Origin of the sequence: Actinomyces denticolens, assembly GCF_002072185.1 — a bacterium.
GTDB classification, from domain to species: domain Bacteria; phylum Actinomycetota; class Actinomycetes; order Actinomycetales; family Actinomycetaceae; genus Actinomyces; species Actinomyces denticolens.
The window spans coordinates 1-22,322 of sequence record NZ_MVIW01000006.1; the positions used below are offsets into that span (position 1 = coordinate 1).

A 22,322-nucleotide genomic window follows, 5' to 3' on the forward strand; every position below is an offset into this window, starting at 1 on the left:
CGGCTCGGCGCTGGCGGGCCTGGCAGGGGGCGCTGAGGACGCGGATGGCGGCGCGGGTCATGGGGGCGGCGCGTCCGGCGCCCGGCCCGGGGCGTGGGTGCCGCCCGAGCCGCGCGGCGCCGTCCGGCTGCGCCTGCTCGGTGAGCACGGGGTGGCGGACCTGACCGGGCCGAACGCCTGCGAGGTGCTCGACGCCGAGGGCGTGGCGGCGGTGCGCCGTCGCCTCGGCCCCGACCCGCTTCGCGCCGACGGGGAGCGGGAGGCCTTCGTGGCCTCGGCCAAGGCGCGCCGCAAGGCGATCGGCGAGTTGCTCATGGATCAGTCGGTGCTGGCCGGCGCGGGCAACATTTACCGCGCCGAGACGCTGTTCCGCTGCGGCATCAGCCCCTTCAGGGCGGGCAACCGGGTGAGCCGGGAGCGCCTGAGGGCGGTGTGGGACGATCTGGTCCCTCTCATGGAGTACGGAGTGGCCACGGGGTTCATCACGACCGTCGACCTCGATGACGTCCCCTCACCGCTGCCCGAGGATGATCCGGAGGCCGCCCGCTGGTACGTGTATCACCGCACCGGGCGCCCCTGCCTGCGCTGCGGGACGCCGATCGCGGAGCGGGAAGTCGCCGGGCGCCGTCTCTTCTGGTGCCCGGCCTGCCAGCGCGCCTGAGGCCGCCCCGCTCTGCGCGGGGCGGAAGGCGATCAGATGTGGAGGGTCCGGTCAGATGTAGATCGTCGGATCGGTCATGAGCTCGGGATCGACCTTGGGGTCGCGCACGCGGCTGGGCACGCCGACCGCGACATGCCCCTGCGGGACGTTCTTGATGAGCACCGCGTTGGCGCCGATCTTCGCCCCGTCCTCCACGGTGACCGGCCCCAGTACCTTCGCGCCGGCCCCGATCTGCACGTTGTTGCCGATCGTGGGGTGGCGCTTGCCGGGGTTCATGGAGACCCCGCCGAGCGTGACCCCGTGGTACATCAGGACGTCGTCGCCCACCTCCGCGGTCTCGCCGATGACGACCCCCATGCCGTGGTCGATGAAGAAGCGCTCGCCGATCTCGGCTGCGGGGTGGATCTCGATGCCGGTGAGGTTGCGGGCGGCCTGGGACAGGGCGCGGGCGGCGAAGCGGTGCCCGCCGTTCCACAGCCGGTGCGCGGCCCGGTAGGCCCACACGGCGTGAACACCTGGGTAGAGGAGGGCGACCTCGGCGCTCGTACGGGCGGCCGGGTCCCGGCGCCGCGCGGTGGCGAGGTCCTCCTTGGCCTGCGCCAGTAGGGAGCGGTGGCTGTGGGACATGACTCTCCTCGGTCGGTGGGGCGCTCTGATCGGGCGCGGGGAGCGGCTCGCGCCGTCGGCTCATGCCCCAACGCCGACGGCGGCGATCCTGTTCCCGGGACCACCGCCGTCGGCGCTGGGGCGAGCCCTCGGGCGCCGTCGGGCGACTGGTGGCTCAGTTGAGGTACTCGGCGTACAGCGGCGTGGAGAGGTAGCGCTCGCCGGTGTCCGGCAGGACGGTGACGATCGTCTTGCCCTCCAGCTCCGGGCGCTGGGAGAGCAGGTCGGCGCCCGCCAGGGCGGCGCCGGAGGAGATGCCCACGAGCAGGCCCTCCTCACGCGCGGCGCGGCGGGCGTAGGCCAGGGCCTCGTCGGAGGAGATGTGCAGGAGCTCGTCCCAGATCCCCTGGTCGAGGACCTCCGGGACGATGTTCGCGCCCAGGCCCTGGATCTTGTGCGGGTTCCAGTCGCCCTCCTGGAGGAAGGGGGACTCGGCGGGCTCGATGCCGAATACCTTGACGCCCGGCAGCTCCTCGCGCAGCACCGTGCCCACGCCGGTGAGCGTGCCGCCGGTGCCGATGCCCGCGACGAAGGCGTCGATCCTGCCGTCAGTGGCCTCGAGGATCTCGCGGGCGGTGGTCTCGCGGTGGACCTTGGGGTTGGCCGGGTTGGTGAACTGGGACGCCAGGATCGAGTTCGGGGTGGCGGCCTGGATCTCGGCGGCGCGCTTGGCGGCCCCGGCCACGCCGCCCTCGGAGGTGAGGACCAGCTCGGCGCCGAAGGCGCGCATGAGGGCGCGGCGCTCCTTGGAGAAGGTCTCCGGCATCGTGATGATGACCTTGTAGCCCAGGGCCGCCCCGACCATCGACAGGCCGACGCCGGTGTTGCCGCTCGTGGCCTCGATGATCGTCCCGCCGGGCTTGAGCTGCCCGGAGGCCTCGGCCGCGCGCACGATCGACAGGGCGATGCGGTCCTTGACGCTGCTGGCGGGCTCGAAGGCCTCCACCTTGGCCAGGACCGTGGCGGGGCCGGAGATGATGCGGTTGATGCGGACCAGCGGGGTGGAGCCGACGAGGTCGGTGACGTTCGCGGCGATGCGGGATGCGTGGGACATGGGTTCTCCTTGAGGTGTGTATGGCGCTCCGGGCCCACCGCGCTGGTGCGCTCAGGGGCGTCCGGGAGACGGAAGAGGGTGAAGGATGACGGGGCGGTTCGCGGCCGCGATGGTGCAGGGATGGTCGAGGGGCCTGCGGTCCCGGAGCGCCGGGCATGCGCGCAGCGACGCGCGCACGTCTTGAGGAGCCTGGCGCTCTATCGACACAGGCTGCAGGAGGTGGACATCTCGCGCATGAGGCACGTGGCCGGCACGGGCATCATGGGGGTCCTCCTCTCGCGAATGGCGCCGTGACTGGGAAATGCCAACGGGCGCTGTGGAACAGACCCTAATGCCGCCCCGGTGGGTGACGTCAAGCGGCTCGGACCGTGAGCCGGCCCGATCCGCCGTCAGCGGAGCGGGGAAGCCCCGGACCCCGCTCAGGCCGGTGGCCGGAGGGGCGACTCGACCAGCCTCGTGCCGGCCGGGGACGGCCTGGCACTCCCCGAGGTGAGCGAGGCGATGAGCTCATCGGGGGAGGGGGCGCCGACCGGCGTGGACAGGAGGACGACGGCGTCGCTCGCCCCCCAGGACGTCCCCTCCACGGCCAGTGCGCCGTCGGCCGCCCCCGCGGCGCGCAGCTCGGCCTCCAGGCGGCCGGCCCGCGCCACCGGCACCCGCACCTCCCACAGCGCCCGCTCGCTGATGCTCACGCGCGCGGCCGCGGCGAGGGCCTTGGAGGCGGCCTCCGAGTAGGCGCGCACGAGCCCGCCGGTTCCCAGCAGGGTCCCCCCGAAGTAGCGGGTGACGACGACGGCCGCTCCGGTCAGCCCGCTGCCCCGCAGGACCTCCAGGATCGGCTGGCCGGCAGTGCCCGAGGGCTCGCCGTCGTCGCTGGAGCGCTCGATCGCGGGGGAGCCGGGGGCGGCGCCCGGTTGGGGGACGATGAAGGCGGAGCAGTGGTGGCGGGCATCGGGGTAGCGGGAGCGGATGCGGGCGATGAAGGAGCGGGCGGCGTCCTCGTCGTCGGCCCGCTCGGCGCGCGCCAGGAAGTGGGATCGCTTGACCTCCAGGTCCGTCTCGGGCTGCTCGCCCGGTGTGAGCGTGATCCGGCAGGGCGCTGCGCCGTCGGCGGGGGCGGGGGAGGCGGGCGCGGGGCGCTCTGCGGGCATGTTGGGCACGGCAGTATGGTCCCATGAGCGCCCCGGCGATCGCCGGGCCGGTCGCGGGCTCGCGGTGGGGAGTCGCGGAAGGGCCGTGGAAGGGCCGTGGAGCAGCGGCGGTGGAGGGCTGACGGGACCGATGTCACAGCTCTGGGCGCCGTTGCCAACTGGAAGCGGCTCGCGCTGACTGGCTATGGTGTCCCCTGGTCCTGTTTGCCGGGATCGGAAGATCCCAAGGAGACTTTGAGAGGAGCGGGCCCATGGCAGTGCCGAAGCGGAAGATGTCCCGCAGCAACACCCGCAACCGCCGCTCGCAGTGGAAGGCCGAGCTCCCCCAGCTCGACACCATCAAGGTGAACGGCCGTGAGATCAGCGTGCCCCGTCGTCTGGTGAAGGCCTACAAGACCGGTCTTCTCGAGCACTGACGTGCGCGGAGCGGGCGGCAGCGCCGTCCGCCTTCTGCGGGTGTAGCTCAATGGTAGAGCCTCTGCCTTCCAAGCAGATTGCGCGGGTTCGATTCCCGTCACCCGCTCGATGAGGCCAGCGGGGCGCCCTTCACGGAGGGCCGCCCCGCTGCCGCATCCTCGGGCTGTAGCGCAGCTTGGTAGCGCGCCTGCTTTGGGAGCAGGAGATCGCGGGTTCAAATCCCGCCAGCCCGACCATTAACCTCACACTCAAACCCGCGTCATTAACCTCACACTCAAACCCGCGTCATGGTTGACCCATGACGCGGGTTTTTGCTTGCCAAGGGGTGTTTGAGAGGTCTGCGGGGTAGGTTCGGGCATGGTCTGGCGGGTCTGGTGGCGGGGCGAGGCTCGACCCGGGCATCGATGGGCCCGTCGTGAGCACCGCAGGGCCAGGACCATCGAGGACGTGCCCCGGGGTTGCCGACGTGCGGCGGGGTTGCCGACGCGCCCCCGGGGTGCGTCCGCAACCCCCGGGCACGTCCATAACCCCAACGCACGTCGGCGACCGGGCGACGACCAGCCCGGCCAAGTCACCCTTGACCAACGGAAAACGCCCGACGATCCCAACGCTCGGGCGGTGGCTGTTCGAGGTGTCGTGGGCCACTCGCCCTACTCATCCGCGGACGCCCCTCCCCACCGCCCGGTCGGTCGGCGTTGGGCTCGCGTGTGGCCCTGCCGCGGACGTTGAAAGCGCTTCCGGAGTGCGTCCTGGGGGCCTCCAAGCCGTCACACAATATTGAGTGAGCATGACTCAACTTCTGGGAATACCTGCCCGGGCGGTCCTGTTGTCACGGGTGTCAGCGGTCAAGGACCTGGCCGGAGGCCCTCAGCGACCCCCGGGCCGGTCCGAGGCCGCGAACCATCCGACAACAACCGTGAGCTGCCGCAGGAGGAACATCATGGCTCGCACCCTCAACCCCTTCCAGGACATGGACCGTCTCTTCACGGACCTGACCCGCACCCCCGCCGCCGTCGGCATGCCGATGGACCTGTTCCGCGAGGGCGACACCTTCTACGCGGAGATCGACCTGCCCGGTGTGGACCCCGCCAGCGTGGACGTCGACGTCGATGACCGCACCCTCACCGTGCGCGCCGAGCGAAAGGCCACCACGGGCGAGGGCGAGCGCTCCTGGCTGACCCGTGAGCGCCCGACGGGCACCTTCGCCCGCCAGCTCACGCTGGGCAGCCGGGTGGCCCTCGACCGCATCGAGGCCGAGTACTCCGACGGCGTGCTCCGCCTGACCATCCCCATGGCCGAGGACGCCAAGCCCCGCAAGATCAGCGTCGCCCACGGCGACAGCTCCAAGGTCATCGAGGCCTGAGCGAGCAGCGGTCCATCAGGTCCGGCAGGGCCCGGGACCGATGATGGGCCGCGCCCCGGCGCAGGGGGCGCGGCCCACATCGTCGCGCATCGCCGAGGGGGCCCGGTCGGCGGGTGGACGGCCGAACAGGTCCTCGCCCCGTCTGGTCGGTGCTAAGTTGAGGCGGACACTTGTCCCATCCCTCCACCTGCGTCAGGAGCCCTGCCATGGCCACTGAGACCGAACGCCAGTCCGTTATCGCCACCGCCCACCGCCGTTACGCGACGAAGGCCTTCGACCCCGACCGCCGCGTCTCGCCGGAGGACCTGCGCGCGATCCTGGAGGCCGGGCGCCTGGCCCCCTCGTCCTTCGGGTACGAGCCGTGGAAGTTCCTGGTGGTGCGCGATGAGGACCTGCGCGCCGAGCTCGCGCCGCTGGCCGTGGGCGCCGGCGCCGTCCTGCGTGGCGGGGCCGAGCTCGTCATCGTCCTGTTCAAGAGGGGCGTAGTCCACGACAGCCCCCACGCCGCGCATATCGTCAACGACGTCCTCGGCGTCGACTTCGACCCCGACTCCGAGCTGTCCCAGATGTTCAAGGGCTTCCAGGAGCAGCTGCTCGGCCTGTCCTCGCCCGAGGACGTCGACCACTGGGCCCAGAGGCAGACCTACATCGCGCTGGCCAACATGCTGTCGGCCGCCGCCGCCCTCGACATCGACTCCGTGCCCATCGAGGGATTCGCCGTGACCGCCGTCACCGACCTGCTCGCCGCTCGGGGCATCATCGACCCCGCCGAGTGGGGCGTGTCGGTGATGGCGGGCTTCGGGTACCGGGCCGAGGAGATCCACCCCAAGCGCCGCCGCGAGTACGACGAGGTCGTCCAGGTCATCGGCTGAGCCGTGGGTCTGGACGGTGAGATGAGCGGCGCGGCGGTCGCAGCGCCTGCGCGGGCGTGCAGGTCGACGGCGACGGGTGCCTCGTACCGGGCTCGGGGGTGCTGTCCTCCTCCCTGTGGGCTGTCGCCAGGCTCGCCGTGCAACCGCAGAGGCCGAACCCGTCATGGGTCACCGAGTTCGACGCCACTCAGCAGAGCTTCGCCGAGATGGCTGACCGTAGTGATGTCGCACCGTCCGTGCTCACCACTCTCGCGCACCGCGTCTCGGGGATCGATGCCGTAGCCGAGCTGGCGAGCCGGCGCGTGGTGATCGAATCCGTCCGCGTGCGCGAGACTGACACTGGGGACGTGGATATCGACTTCCTCAACAGCTTCTTCCTCAAGGACCTTGCCGCCGTCCGCGCGGACGTCGCGACCGGGCGGTGCCCGACGGCATTGGCCTCATACCTTGCCGACTCCGGGCATCGCCGCCCGGAATCGCCCAGCGACGCGAGGATCGACGTTATGAAGGATGACGACGTCGTCAACGCAGGGGTGGGAGCGGACAGGATTCCCGCGGGCCGATGGCCCTCGGCACCGCAGCACACGCTTGCTCTCAGGCAGCAGTTCGCCGTCAACCGGGCCCTACTCGACCTCGGCCCGACGCACGGCCTCATGGGTGTCAACGGCCCTCCCGGGACGGGTAAGACGACCATGCTGCGCGACATCGTGGCGGGCAACGTCGTTGAGCGGGCCCGGCGCCTGGCTGCGCTGGAACGCGCAGAGGACGCCTTCGTCGGGGAGCCGCTGCGGTGGATCTCGGGCAGCTACCCGCGCATCGTGCACAGGCTGCGTGAGGAGCTGACCGGTTTCGAGATGGTGGTGGCGTCGGCGAACAACATGGCCGTGGAGAACGTCAGTACCGAGATTCCCGGTGCCAGCGCGATCGACGAGCGGTGGCGGGGCCGAGCCGACTACTTCTCGGATATCGCGTCAGCGCTACTCGCGGCGTCCGCGCCGCGGCGCGAGGACGATGACGAGGGACCGGAGAACCCTGGTGCCGACTGGGGCGGAGTCAGGCGACACCTGGATGACGAAGGACGAGACGACGAGGGTGCTCGTAGCCGGTCAGGTGGTAACCCTGCCTGGGGGCTCGTGGCCGCGCGCCTGGGCAGTAAGAGGAACCGGGCGGCGTTCCGTAGCGAGTTCTGGTTCGACAAGATCGACCGGCGAACCGGGCAGCGCCGATTCGGCACCGTGCCGCGCATGCAGTCACGGCTCAGGGACTGGAGGGGAGGAGCGGCGCACCCGACCTGGCAGCAGGCGTGCGCCTCGTTCCGGTGGGCCGAGCAGCGCGTGGCCGACCTCGTGGACGTGCGGCGCGAGGCCCAAGCCTGCCGTGAACGCCTCGAGCAGCTCCGCGATGAGCAGGTTCGGGCCGATGACGAGATGCACCGCCTGAGCGGTCTCCTGGCGGAGACCGCCGAGGGGCTGCGCAGATGCGAGCAGGCCCTCAGTGAGGCCCGGGCGCAGCGCGACACGGCCGCGCAGGCCCGCAACCGGCACGTGGAAACCCGTCCCGGTCTCCTCGAGATGCTGCTGACCCTGGGGCGTTCGACCCGCGAGTGGAGGAGTGCCCTGGTCCCGCTCGAGCAGCGTTTACGGGCCGCGGAGGAGGCCGAGCAGGGCCTTCGGGAGCAGGCGGCGCACTTGAGCCGGCAGGAGGAGGCTCTGCGGCGCGAGATGCTGGGCGCCCAGGACGTCGCCGAGCGGGTCCGTTGCGAGGAGAGGGAGCTGCGCGCCCGATTGGCTGACCTGCGTGAGCGACTGGGACAGGCGTACCCCGGCCCGGAGTGGGAGGGGGAGCAGCGTGAGCTGCGCGCTCCCTGGCTCAACGTCGAGATCGACGAGGCCAGGTCGGAGCTGTTCCTCGCAGCGTTGCGGTTGCACGAGGACTTCCTGGCGAACGCTGCCGGGAAGATGCTGGAGGGGCTGCGTGCTGCGATGGACGTCGTGAGTGGTGAGGCCCCGAGAGAGCTGCCTCGGGAGGTGGTCCGTGCCGCCTGGCAGACCCTCTTCCTCGTCGTCCCGGTGGTGTCCACGACTTTCGCCTCTTACGGTCGTATGTTCGCGGCGCTCGGCCCGGAGGACCTCGGGTGGCTGCTGATCGACGAGGCGGGCCAGGCCGCCCCGCAGTACGCCGTTGGAGCGATCTGGCGCTCGAAGCGTGTGGTGGCCGTCGGCGACCCCTTTCAGCTCGAGCCGGTCGTGACGATGCCGCGCAAGGCCATGCTCGACATCGCTGCCGCCTGCGGTGTTGATCCGCTGTGGATCCCGCCACGGGCGTCGGTGCAGACCCTCACCGATCGGGTCTCCCCCTTCGGGACAACCCTTCACCAGGCCGAGCGCCCCGTATGGGTCAGCTCCCCGTTGACGGTGCACCGGCGGTGCGATGAGCCCATGTTCGGGCTGTGCAATACGATCGCCTACGACGGCATCATGATCAGCGGGGTCGGGTCCCGCGCGAGCCGGAACGACCTCTTCGACGGCCCTGACGGCCCTCGCGTTCCGTGCAGCCAGTGGATCGATGTCCCTGCTGACAAGCCCGGATCGCACGCCCAGCCAAACCAGGTCAGGAAGCTGCGCATGCTCATCACCGACCTCGGGCGTTGAGACGTGATCCCGTCCCAAATCATCGCGATATCCCCGTTCCGGGAGATGGCCGGTGAGCTGGAGGCCCTGAAGCGCCAGTACCCGGGGTTTCGTGGCGGCACGATCCACACCGCGCAGGGGCGGGAGGCCGACGTCGTCTTCCTCGTCCTGGGAGGCGATCCCGATCGACCGGGGGCGAAGGCGTGGGCGGCGCAGACGGTCAACCTCGTCAATGTCGCCGCGAGTCGTGCGAAGCGACGGCTGTACGTCATCGGGGACCGGGCCGCGTGGGCGCAGCACAACTACTTCTCCCAGCTGTCGGCTGTGCTGTCAGAGGGAGGGGGCGGAGCCGGCATGACCGTTCGACGCAACGAGGCGTAGCCAGGTGGAAGAATGAGGCGGTGGACACACAGGGACGTGAGTCAAGAGCGTGTATAGACGCGAACGAGACGACGATCGACAGCGGCCCCGCGCACGACGGCGCTCTGGTCGAGCCGGAGCCCACCGGGGCTCTCGTCGAGGTCCTGCCCGGACTGCTGATCGCCTACGGCGGGATCGACCTGAAGGCTCTCGACGGCGCCCAGCTGCTCGACGTCGATGTCATGGCCGTGCCCGGCCTGACAGATGCGGCCGCCGGCGCCCTCACCGGGGCGAACCTCGTGGTGCAGGGGGCGCGGTCGGCGCTGAGCGCTCGCGGGCTCGTGAGGCTGGCGCCCGAGACCATGCGGGCGTTGAGGACCGCCCAGCCCGTCGTCTCGGGCGGGTGGAACCTCGGAACGCTGGCCGGAGGGGGAGGGCGCTTCGTGCAGTCCGTCCGGTGGCTGCCCGCCACCAGTGCGCAAGCGGTGACGATCCTGGCGGGCATGGGACCGGCCGTGGCGCTCGCCGCGATCAGCGCCCAGGCCTCCGCCCTCGCCTCGACGGCGAAACGGATCGAGAACAAGCTCGACGCGCTTCGTGCCGAGCAGGAGCAGCGGGACCTCGACAAGCTCCGAGCGCTTCTGCTCAGAGTGCATGAGGTGTACGACGAGGTCTTGCAGTGCGGGCTCGAGAACGGCAACACACGGCGGAGCATCGAGGCGCTTGCTGAGAACCGCGACCTGGACGAGATGTACAGGCGTTTCCTCCGCAAGACCCGTGCGTATCCGACCAAGGACATGCAGAATGCAACGGAGCTGATCGACGCGCGCGGTGGGATCGCCTCCGACCTCAGTGCGCTTATCGCGGTCTGGCAGGCGCGCGATCTTGTCGGGATCATGAGCATCGGTGCGCTTCTCGCCGAGGGACCGGAGGAGAACCTGCTGAACCATCGAGCCCAGAAACTGCAGAGGGATCTGCACAGACGTGAGGCTGAGGTGACGAATGCCGTCTCCTCCATCCACTCGCGGGCCCACCTCCTCATGATCGAGGAGGAGAACCTGGGCCTTGTCGATGAGGCGAGGAAGCGTTTTGAGGGCGTCGTGAAGAGTCTGCCGTTCGGAGGGGGCTCCGACGCCCCATCGCTTGGTGACGCCGTCGGCATGATCGACGAGGCCGTTGACGCTTTCGACGACGTGCGCCTCGCTGCTCCCGAGCCGCTGGCCCCTGAGATCCAGGACGGCGAGGCCAACGCGGCGCAGAACGTGCGCGAGGCGCTGCGGTGGCTGCTGGAGGCGGGCGAGGAGCTCCTCGCCCTGGTGGAGGTCGGCCAGGAGGCGCGCCACCTCGTCGTCACCACGAGCCGGTGGGGGCGTATCACGCTTCATGACCTGACGATGACGCGCGACGCTCTCAGGCCTCTTGAGGACCTGCGGTACGTCGTCGACGACGGGCTCAAGGACTCCGTACGAACCGTGCATATCGTGACGCGAGCCGATGTCGTTTCCGTCACGTTCAAGAAGGCCGAGGCCGGGACCAGCCGGGAGACTGCCGTCGACCGGACGCTCTCGCTGCTGCGAACCGCGATGAACCTGCCCGACGACGAGCGCGAGCACGACCCGCTCCTGAGCCTGCCGCGGCCGGCTCGTGCCGCGCTAGGAAGCCGCTGAACTGGGTGGCGGGAGCCGATCCGCTTGACTGGAATCATGTGAGACTAGTAACATCTCGTACGGTAGTTTAGTCCGCCCTGACTCCGGTTGGGAGTGGGCTGGATCTCTTTCTGGCGCAAGGAGCGCGACGGTGACGAGGCCGCTCAAGTCAGCTATGACGATCGCCGACTATTCACTATGAGAGGCAATATCCGTCCTAGGTGCTTGCGGTTCATGTATGGCGAGGATGCTGGTCCGGGTCGGCCGGGAGTTCCTTCGGTCGCATTGCAGTTTCTCGCCCATGGCTCAGCCAGTTGTGCGCAGAGATCTGGTGATATCGAGCGCTCCTATGACCTGTGAGAAATTGACGTCTGGCAGTGCGTCGAAGTGACCGGTGAGATAGCGCTTGTTATCGCCGACGCGGATGTCAGCGCCTACCAATGAATGATCGCGCATCCGTCTTCTCCTCCAGGTGAGGGGCCTCAGTAACGGCCGAGGCCCTCCTCGTTGGTGCTTCGTCCTCTATCGAGCTCGTTGAGGGCGTTGCGCGCGGTCTCTGGATCATCGCGCACGGCTGAGGCCAGTTGGAGGTGCCGCCATGCGATGCGTCCTGTGGTAAGAGCCTCTTGCCAACCGTCGACCGTGTCTACTCCGAACTCGTTGATGATCAGTTCGAGAATGTCCTCCAGGCATGGGCGGAAGCGCGTTCCACCGACGGGGAAGTGGATCATGCCGACTCCCCGAGGAGAGGACGGGTCGAGATCCTTCCTCCGGGACGGCTTTGATTTTGCCCGATTGGAGATGTACATGGCATGGAGTAGATCGTCCCGATGGCCGTAGACCTGCAGGTGCGCCGTCGGGACGGTCTTTGAACGGGGTGATGCCAAGAAGTCGTAGCGGAAGAAGGGCTCGCGCCGAGGGACCATGCCTCTGACCTGGAAGGATGATCGTGTCGTGCGAAGGTACTTGCCGTCATTCGTGAGCTCGAGCTGGTAGGACAGGTCGAGGCGCAGTAGCGGTCGGCCGTTGACATGCGCGGTGACCGGCCTGTTCTCATCGGTCCTCAGCGTCACGCTGCGAGCCTGGTCGTCCTCGCGCTGGCGCGCGATAAGGTCAATCTCCCTTCCGACACCGTCCAAGGTGCTCGTGAGGAGATCCACGATCTCGGAGGCGAAGGTGTCGGTCTGGTTATGAAGCGGCCCGCGCGTCATGGCTCAGGAACTCCAGATCCTCGAGTTCGTCGAGAAGGGCCTGCTCCCGGGGGAGAAGAAGATCGCTGTCCCGACGCTCCTGAAAGTCCGGCTCCGCTATGAGCCGCCTGATCTCCGCACGGCGCTCATCCAGCTTCTCGTCGGTATAGGTCTCGTATCGCACCGTCATTCTCAGTCCCCTCTCGGAGAGTCCTGTGCTGTCCGTGCCAGGATCTCACACGTTCCGGTCCTGTGTCATCCCTGAGGCCCGGGCCTGATGGGCTCGCCCGCAGCGGGTGGCGGGAGGGCATGGGCGGTCGGTTTCGCTGGTGCTCCCGCAGGTCCGCCGCACCCGCTCCGTGACCGAGGCGACCGAGGGGCTCGCCGACATCGAGGCCGCCGAGGCTGCCCGCGCCGGGATTGCTGAAAACGGCACCGTCCCCTGGGACGAGGTCAAGGCGGAGCTTGGGCTCGCGTGACCTGCAGGATCACGTTCAGGAGCTTGTCGGCGGGGTCGTGGCCCACACCGCTGCCCCTGGGCGTCACGGATGAGTGATGTCGAAGCGAGGGGAGCCGCATGAGTTGGCTGTGCCGTCAACGAGGTGGAGCGGGAAGCAGGTGCCCGGAGTCCCTGTCGTGGATGGGCCCGATGTTCGCGTGTCTGTGATGCGTGGCATCTGGCTCTCTTCTGCTTTCCGCCGCCCGATCGTCGACCGCCCAGAGAAGGTCTGAGGGGCGGGTGCTTTGCTGAGGAGGTCGGAGACGATGACTAAAACTCGTTGAGATAGTGTGGGCGAGCCTTCATGGCGTGAATGATCAACTCATAGCCGTCGTCGTAGACGAGGGTGACGAGCTCCAGGAGGCGACCGGCAGGATCGACGGCGATCATGAGCCAACGACGTGGGTCGTCCTCGTCGTCAAGCGGGCGTGAACTCAGCACGTGGGAAGCAGCGTAGCGAACGGCCTCGTCGTCGAGATGATCACGGCGGTAGTGCTTGCGAGCCGAAGAATGCAGGTCAGGCACTGTGCGCCCACTCGCGCACGGCTGCTCGGACTGCGTCTGAGCGAGTGGCCAGGCCCTCGGCCTCGGCCCTCGCCATCAGCGCCGCGAGAGTGGCCTCGTCGAGTCGGACCGGAACAACCACGCCAGGCCCCTCGCCCACCGGTGGGCGGCCCCGACGCGCTCTGGGCAACTGGGACAGGTCGTAGCCGGCCTCGGCCTCGTCAGCCCAGGTCTGAATCTGCTCGTCGCTCACGATCCTGCCGTGAAGGAGGTGCTCACCCACACACATAGTGTATACGAAATACCTTCGAGGTGCGGTGCGGCGAGCACGTCATCCCTACCCCGCAATCCCCTCCAGCAGTGGGCTGGCCTGCCCGCTCCAGGAGATGGCCAGCTGGTCGCGGGCGCGGGTGGCGGCCACGTACAGCAGGGAGCGCTCGCGCAGGAGGGCGTCGGCATAGTCGGCATCCGAGTACTGCTGGTCGCGCAGCGCACGGGGGATCGAGGCCTCCGAGACGTCGAAGAGCAGAACCTTGCGGAACTCCAGGCCCTTGGCGCGGTGCATGGTCATCACCACCGGGCGTCCCCGGCCCATCGCCTCCCTGTCCACCGGGCGCACGTCGACGCCCCGCTCAGCCAGGCCGGTGACAACCGCGTCGCGCTGATAGCGGTCGCGCACGAGGACCGCGATGGTCTCCGCGCCCGCCTCGCGCTGCTCGCTGTCCTCCATGAGCCAACCGCGCAGCAGCTGCGCCGCGAGGTCGAGCTCCTCGGCCCGGGAGCCGGCGCGCAACAGGACCGGTTCCGGCCCGGATCGCGGTGAAATGTATCGGTGCTCCTCGGCGTGACCCTCCAGGTCCTCATACGACCCGGCGTCGAGGATTTCGAAAGCGGCGCGCAGGTTCTGGCGGGTCGTGCGGTAATTGCGGGTCAGTCGCCGTGACCGGCCGCGCACCTGGATCCCGTAGTGGCTCAGCGTGATCTTCTTGCCGTAGATGCGCTGGTGGGAGTCCTCGGCCAGGAAGAGGTCGTCCGGCCCGGGCTCGACCAGTGCGCGCAGGAGCAGCAGGTGCGCCGGGGTGAGGTCCTGCGCCTCATCGACGAGCACATGATCGAAGGGCCGTGGCCTCTCCTTCTCCGCCTCGTCGTCGAGCCAGGCGGCGGCCAGGGCGAGCTGCTCGGCGAAGGAGGTGACGTCCAGTTCCGCGCTGCGGTCCCGGTAGCGCTCCATGACCGCCCACACCTCAGCGCGCTTGCGACGGTCAAGCGCCACGCCCCTGCCCGGACGGCGCACGCGCAGATACTGCTGGAGAGTCGTCACGTGCTGCGGCAGCACGACGAGCTCGTACTCGGAGGCGAGGAAGTCCGCCGACTGGAGGTCGGCGGGCAATCCCTCACCAGTCAATGCGAGAACGTCGCCCCATAGGTTGTTCCGGGCGTAAGCGAGGACTCGGGCGCGGCGCCGGCCCAGAACGCGCTCGGCGACCGGCGCGATGTTCTCCCCGGCCCGCTGGAGGATGGCCCGGGCCACCCTGTCCAGGCCGGAAACGAGCACACCCGGTTCACCGATCTTCTCCGCGAGGGCGAGGCCCGGGGCGAGCTGCGCCAGCTGACGGCTCAGGTCGTCAGCGAGGTTGCGCGTGTAAGTGGTCAGGAGGATGCGCGTCTCGCCCGCTCGTTGGCCGTCGTGCTCGCGCCCGGCATCGCGGGTGCGGGACAGGCTCATTCCGGTCGCTCGCCCGGCCAGGGCGGCCGTCCGGTGCACGGTGACAACGGTCTTTCCCGTCCCCGCCCCGCCGGAGATCCGCATCGGGCCGTTGGAGCGCCGCTCCACCAGGTGGCGCTGCTGGGGGTGGAGGAAGAGCTGCCATTGCGCGAAGGTGAGGCCCTCGATGGCTCGGCGCAGGTCCTCATCGGTCTCCAGCCACGTGAAATCAGCGCGGGAGGCCCTGCGGCGCAGGCCCGCGATGACCTCAGCGTCGGTGGGCTCAGCGGTGACATCCCGCGGGTGGAGGAGTTCGAAGTCCTCACGCACGCCCTCGATGCTCGTCCCCGTGGCCAGTGCCAGCAGCGCCTCGCCCTGCCAGGAGGGGGAGGTGGTGGCCGCAAGGTCGAGCAGCTCGGACTCGCGGCTGGCGGCGAGCGCCGCGGCGGCGAGGCGGACGTCGATGCCCAACTCGTCGCGCAGGGACTCCACCGTCAGCCCATCCGGCCACACCGGACGATCGTCGCGCGTTGCCACGACGACGCCGGGCATCGCCGCCTTCACCCCAGGTGCCGGTGCCCCACTCTCAGTCCCGGGCCGCACGGGGCCGGAGAGCGCAGGGGGAGCGGAATCGGCCTCCATACGGCGGCGCGCCTCGGCATTGCCGGCTTCGAGGCGCGCGGCCTCGCGGGCGATCTCCTCGGCTTCCCGCCGGGCGGCGTCCAGTCGCCGGCGGGCGTCGCGCCGTGCCTGATCAACAGCATGATCGTCCTGGCCCGTGGCGTCACGGAGATCGGTGATCTGGGCGGCGCCGTTGTACGGGTTGATGCCGACCGTCACGGTCCTGGCGATCTCGATGGCCTCGTCATGCGGCCAGATCCCGTGGATGACGTAGACGGGCTCCCCGTCGCCATCGAGCTCGAAGAGCACGGCCCGGTAGAAATCGGTGACCCGAGCGGTGCGCACCCTGCGGTCCGCCGACTCCCGGATGGGCTCCACATGGAGACCTGCGCTCGTGGTCCCAGCGGAGAGCTTGGTGATGAAGGGGCCGATCTTCGAGCGCAGGGACGGATCCTTGTGAGTGGCGTCCTTGGCCTTGTTGCCGGGCCACACGATGGCGGGCATATTAGCGTCCTTCCAGAAGCGAGCGGATCTCGTCGGCGGTGACGGCAGCATCATGCCCCACCCTCACGACACGCCAATCGGCCGCGGTCAGGGCGGCGACCTCATCGTCGCGGGGATCGACGACGACGGCGACGCGCTTGTCCGGCCACGACAGATCGGTCATGACGCCGTCGGCCTCCTCCTGGCCCTCCCGCCCGAAGCGCACACCGGCCTCGGCCAGGTGGGGCAGAAGGTCGAGGACCTCCTGGGCGGCGAGATTCCGGTCGACGCCGTCCCAGCCGAGAGCCGTCATCGCCGAGTCATCGGAACCCGGCCCGCCGGCGACGGCGGCGCGATCGTGCAGCTCCGTAAGGGCGAGGCTCGTCGTCGTGATCGTCACGGGGGCGCCGGAGAACGGAAGGACGTTGCTCAGTCGCAGCCAGCTCAGCCAGGCGTCCCGGTGCTCGGGTGAGGACAGTGCCTCCTCGGAGTCGTCGATGACCAGGGCCATACCGGTGGTGCTCGTGCCGCTCAGCTGGATGGCCAGGGCCAGGTGCGGGCCGTGGAAGACCGATCCTGAGACTGTCGTCGTGGGGGCGAGCGGGGCGGGCAGGGCCTGGGTGGGCGCGAGCGCGTGGACCGCCTCCCACAGCGGATTCGCCTCGGAGCGCTCAGCAGGGGAGTACCGGAGCGTGGCGTCGCCGAAGAAGGCGGCGTGCCCGGCGGCGCCATGGATGAGTGGCACCCCGACCGAGGCGGCGAGGGCGGATAGCGCAGTGGATCGGGCGCGAAAGCCACTGTCATCATCGCGCAGCATGGTGGCCAGCAGCGCCATGGGCCCGCCGCGCCAGACCTCGATCGCCTCATCGGTGATGGCCGCGGTGCCGGCTGCGACCAGGTGGCCGTTCTTGAACGCAGTAGCCGTCTCTTCTCCGAGCCACTGCGGGTTCCAGGCGCCGTCGAGATCCTCTTTGGCCACGGAGATGACGCGGTATCCGTGGGCGCGCAGGTCGGCGCGCTTGGCGGCGTCGTCGGCGAGGCGATTGTGCCGGCGGCTCGCGTGATACCTCAGACCGTCGGTGTAGATGGCGATGGGGGCGCGCCCGCTGACATGCAGCGCGGTGAAGTCGGGACGGGTGCGTCCCACGTCGAGCTGAGGCCGCAGCCGCCAGCGACCGCCGTCGAGCTCGAGGGCCGGCGCCCCGGAGGCGTCGCCGATGACTCGCACGCTCATCCGGGCCGAGAGCAGCTCCTTGAGTTCGGTGCGGAAGCGCGCCTCCAGGGGGCTCTCCCCGGAGCCGGCGCGCACGGGCTCTTCGGTCACTGTCCAGCGGGGCGCGGCCGGGTCGAGGTCCGCAGCGGGCTCGTCCGCCTCCAGGCCGAGGATGAGGCGCAGGGCGTGCAGCGCGGAGGCGCGGGATACCTCGCCGGGGGTGCCGCGCATCGGGTAGGGCTGGAGGCAGCGGTGGCACATGTCCTTGCCCTCGGCCGCGCAGGGGCAGGTCTCCAGGCGCTGGGCGGCGCGCGTCAGTAGGGTCCAGATGACGGCGGGATCCTCGAAATCGGTGAGGTAACCAGTGCCTCCGGGGACGAGGTCGTGCAGGAGCAGAGCCAGGCGAGTCTCCCCGGGGGAGCCGTGGGGCACGGGGTAGGGCACGGGGATCACGCCCAGGTGGTCGGGGGCGCCGCCGGTGGCGATCTCCAGCCCGAGCATGAGGGCACTGGCCAGGGAGGCGGCCCCGATCGGGTCGGAGGCGAACTCCTGGGGAAGGATGAGAGCGAGGGCCTCGGTGACGAGGTCGCGCATGAGATCGATCTGGATGACGTGCTCGCGCGGGTCGCTGCGGTGCTCGCACCAGGCGCGGTGCTCCCTGGCCGAGGAGGTCCCGGTGCTGGTGTCGAGCTTGCCGCAGGCCTCGCACAGGCGGAAGCCGCGGGCGCGCACTGGTTCCCCACCGATCTGGTCGACGGTCTGACCGGGGAGGGTCCGGCCCGTGTTGAGCCAGCGCAGGCTCAGTCCCCGGAAACGGCTGAGGCCGAATCCGGTGGCGCCCACGCTCCACTGCCGCTGGGCGCGAGTGGGGTCGAGGTCGGCCAGGGGGAGGACCTCGAAGCGCGTGGACTCCCGCTCGTCGCGAGCGTCGCCGATCCGGGCGTCGTCCTTGGCGACGTCGGCGAACACGCGGGTCAGGCGCAGGACGCGGCGCGCCCGACCGACGTCGGCGATCCCGGTGTCCCCGCAGCGCGGGCACCGCCCCGGGGCGGCCGGTGGACCCTCCTGAGGCTCGTGGGTCTCGACGTAACCGCAGCGCTCGCAGGTCAGCCACCATTGGGCCTGCGCGGCCAGGCCGGCGGAGTCCACCCCGTCGATGCGCATCTCCATGCCGTGGGTGTAGAAGGCGGCGCCGGGGGCGAGCTCGCGCAGGGCATGGGTGGAGGCGCGGTCGAGGTCGTAGGGCTCGGTGGTGAACTCGTCGGTCTCCGGGTCGCGCCAGGACACGCGGGCGGACAGCCGGACGGTGTCGTCGATGAGGGCGTAGTTGGGCAGGACGCCGTGGCGCTCCAGGGCGGCGATCCAGGGCTCGTTCTCCAGGTCGATGAGTCGGGCGTTGATGGCCTTGCGGGCACTATCAGCGGCCCGCCAGGCGCGCTCGTCCTCCTCGGTGGCGTTGGGGCGATCTCTGGCGGCGATGAGTTCGGGCAGGGCCGCCTCGATCTGCTCGTGCTGGTGCCGGAGCTGCTCCGCCTCAGCGCGGTGCTCCCCGGCGGCCTGCTCGAGCATGAGGCGGGGGCCGGCCCCGCCGTCGTCGGATGCCCAGGCGGTCAATCGCTTCAGGGCCGGGGCCCGATCGGCGAAGGTCGCGGTGAATGCTGCGGCGAGGAGGGCGCCGTCGCGGGCGATCCGCTTGATGACGGCGGTGAGGAAGGTGCCCTGACCGCGTGTGTCGAAGACGGTTCGGGCCGTGGCCCGGCCCCTGCCGCCACCGGGGACGGCGGGGTGGCCCTCACGGGTGAGGGTGTCGATGACGTAGGCGAGGAACTGGCGGCGCAGGATCTCCTCGGCGCCCAGGTAGGTGGATGGCGGGGCGACGGCGCCGTCGAGCAGGTGGGCGGGGTCCTCCAGGAGGCGGATCTGGTTGGGGCGCCCGGGCACGTAGGCCAGGGCGAGGGCGGAGCCGGAGCGGCGGCCGGCGCGACCGACCCGCTGCACGTAGGAGGCGACCGTGCTCGGCAGCGAGCCGAGCATGACGGTGGACAGGTCCCCGATGTCGATGCCCATTTCCAGGGTGGGGGTGGCGACGAGGACGTTGGGGTCTCCGGGTTGCTGGATGGGGCGCTTGAATCCTTGCTCGACGGCGGCCCGCTCGTCGGCATCGAGCAGGGATGTGTGCTCGTGGGCGTCCACCCGCCGCACGTGCGAGGCCTCGTACATGCTGCGGTAGAAACTGTCTGCGGGGTGCCGGGTGGCGACCAGGTGCCCGGGGCAGCGGGCGACCATGCAGGGGGCGGCGTCGAGCAGTCCGACGGTGGCGCGCGCGGCGGGCAGCTGACTGCGGCAGGTGTCGCAGACGAGGAGCAGCTCATCTGTGCTGTCGGTCGGCAGCGGGGTGACAAGGATCCGGTCGGCGGGGATGCCGTAGACGGTGCCGCCGGAGGCGGTGGGGGTGGTGGACAGGACGCCGGCCTCGGCGAGGCGGGCGAGCAGCAGGGCGGCGAGGCGCGCCGAGTGGGAGCCAGTGACGCTCAGGCACGCGCGGGCCCAGGCGGCGTACCAGGACTTCGGGGAGACGACCGGTGTGAAAGCCGAGTAGCGAGTATTGATATTCCCCTTGACCTGCGGGAAGGAGGGTGCGGAGCGCCCGGTGGGGAAGGCGGGCTGCCCCTGGTTGCGGCGTCGTTTGTACCAGATCCACAGGCGCTTGCCGTCCTCCTCCTTGTAGCGCGTCAGCCACTCGTGGTCGATGGCGCCGTCGCGGCGCATGCGCTCCACCGTCCCGCGCACCCAGGCGAGCAGGTCGGCGTCGGTGAGGGTGCTCAGGCCGGGCAGGGCATCGGGGGCGCCGTCCTCACCGAGAGTCGCTCGGGCGATCCTGATCAGGTCCGCGGGCCGGCCGGCGTCCACGTGGACGGTCAGGGATCCGGTGGCCTCCAGGGTGCGGCCGTAAGTGGACTGGAGGCCCACCTCCAAAGCGATGTCGAACAGGAGCCGACGGCGCACGTACTCGGCGGCTCGCCGGCGCTTACTGGTGGTGGCATCGGGGTCCCAGTAGGGCTTGAACCGCGGGTGCTCGGCGAGGGCGGCGGGGACCAGGCGGTAACGGTCGAAGGCGTCGTTCGCCGCGTCGTCGAGGGTGGCGTCGGCCCAGTCGGACAGGGTCGTCTCGGCGTTGAGGGCGCCGCGCAGTGCGGAGCGCAGGCTCATGGTGTGGGAGCGCTGGTCGACGAAGCCTGCCCGGTGGGCGGCGTCCTGGACGGAGTCGGTGAAGATGAGGGCGCGCTTGTCGGCGTCGTCGAGGGCGTCGTCGCCGAAGAGGGTGGTGAGGCTGACGGACAGGAGGGTGGCGACGGCGGAGCCGAGGAATCGGATGGAGTCCGTGGCCCCGCAGGAGGGGCAGACGTCGTGGGTGGTGTCGTCGGCGATGGCGCGCTCGTCGCCGGTGAGGACGAGGACGGGCAGGTAGCGGCCCTCGCGGGCCTCCAGGGAGCCCTCCTCGGGGATGCGGGTGAGCAGCTCGCGGTCGGCGACGGAGTACCAGCGCAGTCCGGGGTGGTGGCGGGCCGTGTCCGGCTCACCGGCCTCGAGGCGGCGGTGGTAGTCGGCCTCCTCCCCGGGGGCGGCGAGCAGCGCGCGGAATCGGGTGTCGCCGGTGAGTCGGTCGCGGCGCACCTCGCTCTGGTCGACCTTCTCCCCCTGTCCGGTGGGGGCGAGGCTGATGCCCCATCCGGATCGGCCGCAGGAGCGGCAGTACAGGGCGGGCCGAGCGGGGACGGTCTGCGTGATGTGCTGGTCGGTGGTGTCGGACCAGCGGAAGGAGGGGCGGGTGTCGAGTAGCCGGTCCACGCGGGTGACCTCGCGGATCCACAGGGTGACCTCGACGCCGACGGCGCTGCGGTCCGGGGCGCCGTCGAGGCCCGCCCGGATGGTGGAGAGCGCGGCGAGGAGGGCGGCCAGGGCTTGGCGGCTGACGGCGGGGTCGGTCAGCTGGGCGGGGGAGAGGAGAGAGGCGGCGAGCCCGGCCAGGGGCGTGGCCCGGTCGGCGAGGCGGATGAGCTCGACGACGTCGGGGTGAGCCTGGATGGCGTGGGCGAGGTCGGGGGCGGCGAGGCCTGCGATGGGGTCGGCGGGCCGGCCGTTCTGCGGCCGGTAGAGGATGGCGGCGACGTCGGCGAGGAGCCGCTCGGGGGCGGTGACGGGTTGGCGGGCGAGGCCGGCCAGCTGGGTGAGGTCAGTGGGGGAGAGTGCGGTGAGGCGGCGGGCTGTGAGGCCGAGGGACGCGGTGGCCGCCTGGTGGGGCTCGGCCCAGGTATCGAGGCCGGCGCGGGTCTCGGTGATGACGGCCTCGGTGGGCAGGTCGGCGCCGAAGACGTCGCGGGCGAAGGTGAGCATGCGGGTGGGGTCGCCGCCGTCGCCGAGGGTGGCGGAGGTGGCCACGGGGCAGACGGGCCCCAGCGGAGAGCGGGCGTAGTCGGCCTGGCGGGGGTCGTCGTCGGCCAGGTGGGCGCGCAGGGTGAGGCCGAGGCGGCGCAGGAGCATGGCGACGTCGGTGCCCTGGGCGCCGTCGTAGGTGTGGAACTCGTCGAGGACGAGGTAGGTGAGGGATGAGGCGGAGGCGCTCCACAGCTCGCGGTCCTGTGGGCGCAGGAGGAGCTGGTCGAGCATCTTGTAGTTGGTCAGGAGGATGTCCGGCGGGTTGTCGCGGATGGCGTAGCGGTCGGTGATGAGGGAGGCGGGGGTGACGCGCGCGGTGGGGGTCTCGGAGGCGTCTCCGGTGTAGAGGCCGGCGCGGATGCCCGCCAGGGCGGGGTCGGAGGTGAGGAGGCGGGCGAGGCGACCGGCCTGGTCGGAGGCCAGGGCGTTCATGGGGTAGAGGATGAGGGCCTTGAGTCCGGTGATGCCTTCGGCCCGGGCGCGCAGGACGTGGTCGAGGACGGGGTGGAGGAAGGCCTCGGTCTTGCCGGAGCCGGTGCCGGTGGTGATGAGGGTGGGCTGGGGGCGGTGGCCGCCCTTGGTGGTGAGGCGCTGGTAGGCCTGCTCCTGGTGGTGGTAGGGGGTGAGGCCGGGGTCCCAGTCGAGGGCCTCGGAGCGGGCGCTCGCGGGCACGTAGGGCAGGCGGAGGCGGACGAAGGGGCCGACGAAGACGCCGTCCTGCTCGTCGACGAGGAAGTCGGTGAGGGCGCGCCGGGGCTCGGCGTCCGTCAGCGCGAAGGTCGTCGACAGGTAGTCGACGACGGCGGCGCGGATGCGCTCGGCCTGGAGGCTGGGGAGCAGGAGGGGCATG

16 protein-coding genes and 2 tRNA genes are annotated in these 22,322 nt (G+C 70.5%); 10 read left to right on the forward strand and 8 right to left on the reverse strand.

Features of this window, described 5'->3' with window-relative positions; genetic code table 11:
* The coding region (locus tag B1H55_RS02670) for an Fpg/Nei family DNA glycosylase (protein ID WP_276205175.1) at positions 1–661 on the forward strand (661 nt) is incomplete at its 5' end.
* Positions 662–712: 51 nt separating this feature from the next.
* Here the strand turns inward: B1H55_RS02670 and epsC are convergent.
* The 3 genes from epsC to B1H55_RS02685 all read right to left on the reverse strand — a co-directional run bounded on the left by epsC (position 713) and on the right by B1H55_RS02685 (position 3,532).
* On the reverse strand, positions 713–1,288 hold the full coding sequence (gene epsC / locus B1H55_RS02675; RefSeq protein ID WP_077239910.1) for a serine O-acetyltransferase EpsC: 576 nt from the start codon (positions 1,286–1,288) through the stop codon (positions 713–715).
* Between the two features lie 154 nt (positions 1,289–1,442).
* On the reverse strand, positions 1,443–2,381 hold the full coding sequence (gene cysK, locus B1H55_RS02680; RefSeq protein ID WP_073451188.1) for a cysteine synthase A: 939 nt from the start codon (positions 2,379–2,381) through the stop codon (positions 1,443–1,445).
* 419 nt (positions 2,382–2,800) lie between these two features.
* A complete protein-coding gene (locus tag B1H55_RS02685) occupies positions 2,801–3,532 on the reverse strand; it encodes an IMPACT family protein (protein ID WP_077240157.1) in 732 nt (243 codons plus the stop codon).
* A 251-nt stretch (positions 3,533–3,783) separates the two neighbouring features.
* On the opposite strand from B1H55_RS02685, the gene rpmF reads away from it, so the two are divergent.
* The 8 genes from rpmF to B1H55_RS02720 all read left to right on the forward strand — a co-directional run bounded on the left by rpmF (position 3,784) and on the right by B1H55_RS02720 (position 10,841).
* A complete protein-coding gene (gene rpmF / locus B1H55_RS02690; protein WP_073451189.1) occupies positions 3,784–3,948 on the forward strand; it encodes a 50S ribosomal protein L32 in 165 nt (54 codons plus the stop codon).
* Positions 3,949–3,984: 36 nt separating this feature from the next.
* Positions 3,985–4,055: transfer RNA gene (locus tag B1H55_RS02695), tRNA-Gly, on the forward strand.
* Between the two features lie 53 nt (positions 4,056–4,108).
* Positions 4,109–4,185: transfer RNA gene (locus tag B1H55_RS02700), tRNA-Pro, on the forward strand.
* Positions 4,186–4,889: 704 nt separating this feature from the next.
* A complete protein-coding gene (locus B1H55_RS02705; protein WP_077239911.1) occupies positions 4,890–5,312 on the forward strand; it encodes an Hsp20/alpha crystallin family protein in 423 nt (140 codons plus the stop codon).
* A gap of 206 nt (positions 5,313–5,518) precedes the next feature.
* Complete coding sequence (locus tag B1H55_RS02710) at positions 5,519–6,184, forward strand: NAD(P)H-dependent oxidoreductase (protein ID WP_077239912.1); 666 nt, start codon at positions 5,519–5,521, stop codon at positions 6,182–6,184.
* Positions 6,185–6,390: 206 nt separating this feature from the next.
* The gene (locus B1H55_RS02715; protein ID WP_240494175.1) at positions 6,391–8,835 is read left to right on the forward strand and encodes an AAA domain-containing protein; all 2,445 of its coding nucleotides are present in this window, start codon (positions 6,391–6,393) and stop codon (positions 8,833–8,835) included.
* A gap of 3 nt (positions 8,836–8,838) precedes the next feature.
* Positions 8,839–9,195: an AAA domain-containing protein gene (locus B1H55_RS12755; RefSeq protein WP_231952587.1), complete on the forward strand. Its 357-nt coding sequence runs from the start codon at positions 8,839–8,841 to the stop codon at positions 9,193–9,195.
* Between the two features lie 20 nt (positions 9,196–9,215).
* Positions 9,216–10,841, forward strand: coding sequence for a hypothetical protein (locus B1H55_RS02720; RefSeq protein ID WP_073451192.1), 1,626 nt, complete (start codon positions 9,216–9,218; stop codon positions 10,839–10,841).
* Between the two features lie 461 nt (positions 10,842–11,302).
* On the opposite strand, the gene B1H55_RS02725 is transcribed toward B1H55_RS02720, so the two are convergent.
* Entirely contained in the window at positions 11,303–11,893 is a 591-nt protein-coding gene (locus tag B1H55_RS02725) for a hypothetical protein (protein WP_143163803.1), read from the reverse strand.
* 115 nt (positions 11,894–12,008) lie between these two features.
* Positions 12,009–12,200: a hypothetical protein gene (locus B1H55_RS02730; protein WP_073451194.1), complete on the reverse strand. Its 192-nt coding sequence runs from the start codon at positions 12,198–12,200 to the stop codon at positions 12,009–12,011.
* 618 nt (positions 12,201–12,818) lie between these two features.
* On the opposite strand from B1H55_RS02730, the gene B1H55_RS12980 reads away from it, so the two are divergent.
* Entirely contained in the window at positions 12,819–12,941 is a 123-nt protein-coding gene (locus B1H55_RS12980) for a hypothetical protein (RefSeq protein ID WP_256624027.1), read from the forward strand.
* 85 nt (positions 12,942–13,026) lie between these two features.
* On the opposite strand, the gene B1H55_RS02740 is transcribed toward B1H55_RS12980, so the two are convergent.
* The 3 genes from B1H55_RS02740 to B1H55_RS12985 are packed head-to-tail and all read right to left on the reverse strand — an operon-like array spanning position 13,027 to position 22,321.
* Positions 13,027–13,296: a ribbon-helix-helix domain-containing protein gene (locus B1H55_RS02740; RefSeq protein WP_073451275.1), complete on the reverse strand. Its 270-nt coding sequence runs from the start codon at positions 13,294–13,296 to the stop codon at positions 13,027–13,029.
* 54 nt (positions 13,297–13,350) lie between these two features.
* Entirely contained in the window at positions 13,351–15,843 is a 2,493-nt protein-coding gene (locus tag B1H55_RS02745) for a 3'-5' exonuclease (RefSeq protein WP_077239914.1), read from the reverse strand.
* Between the two features lies 1 nt (position 15,844).
* Entirely contained in the window at positions 15,845–22,321 is a 6,477-nt protein-coding gene (locus B1H55_RS12985; RefSeq protein WP_077239915.1) for a DEAD/DEAH box helicase, read from the reverse strand.
* Between the last annotated feature and the right edge of the window lies 1 nt (position 22,322).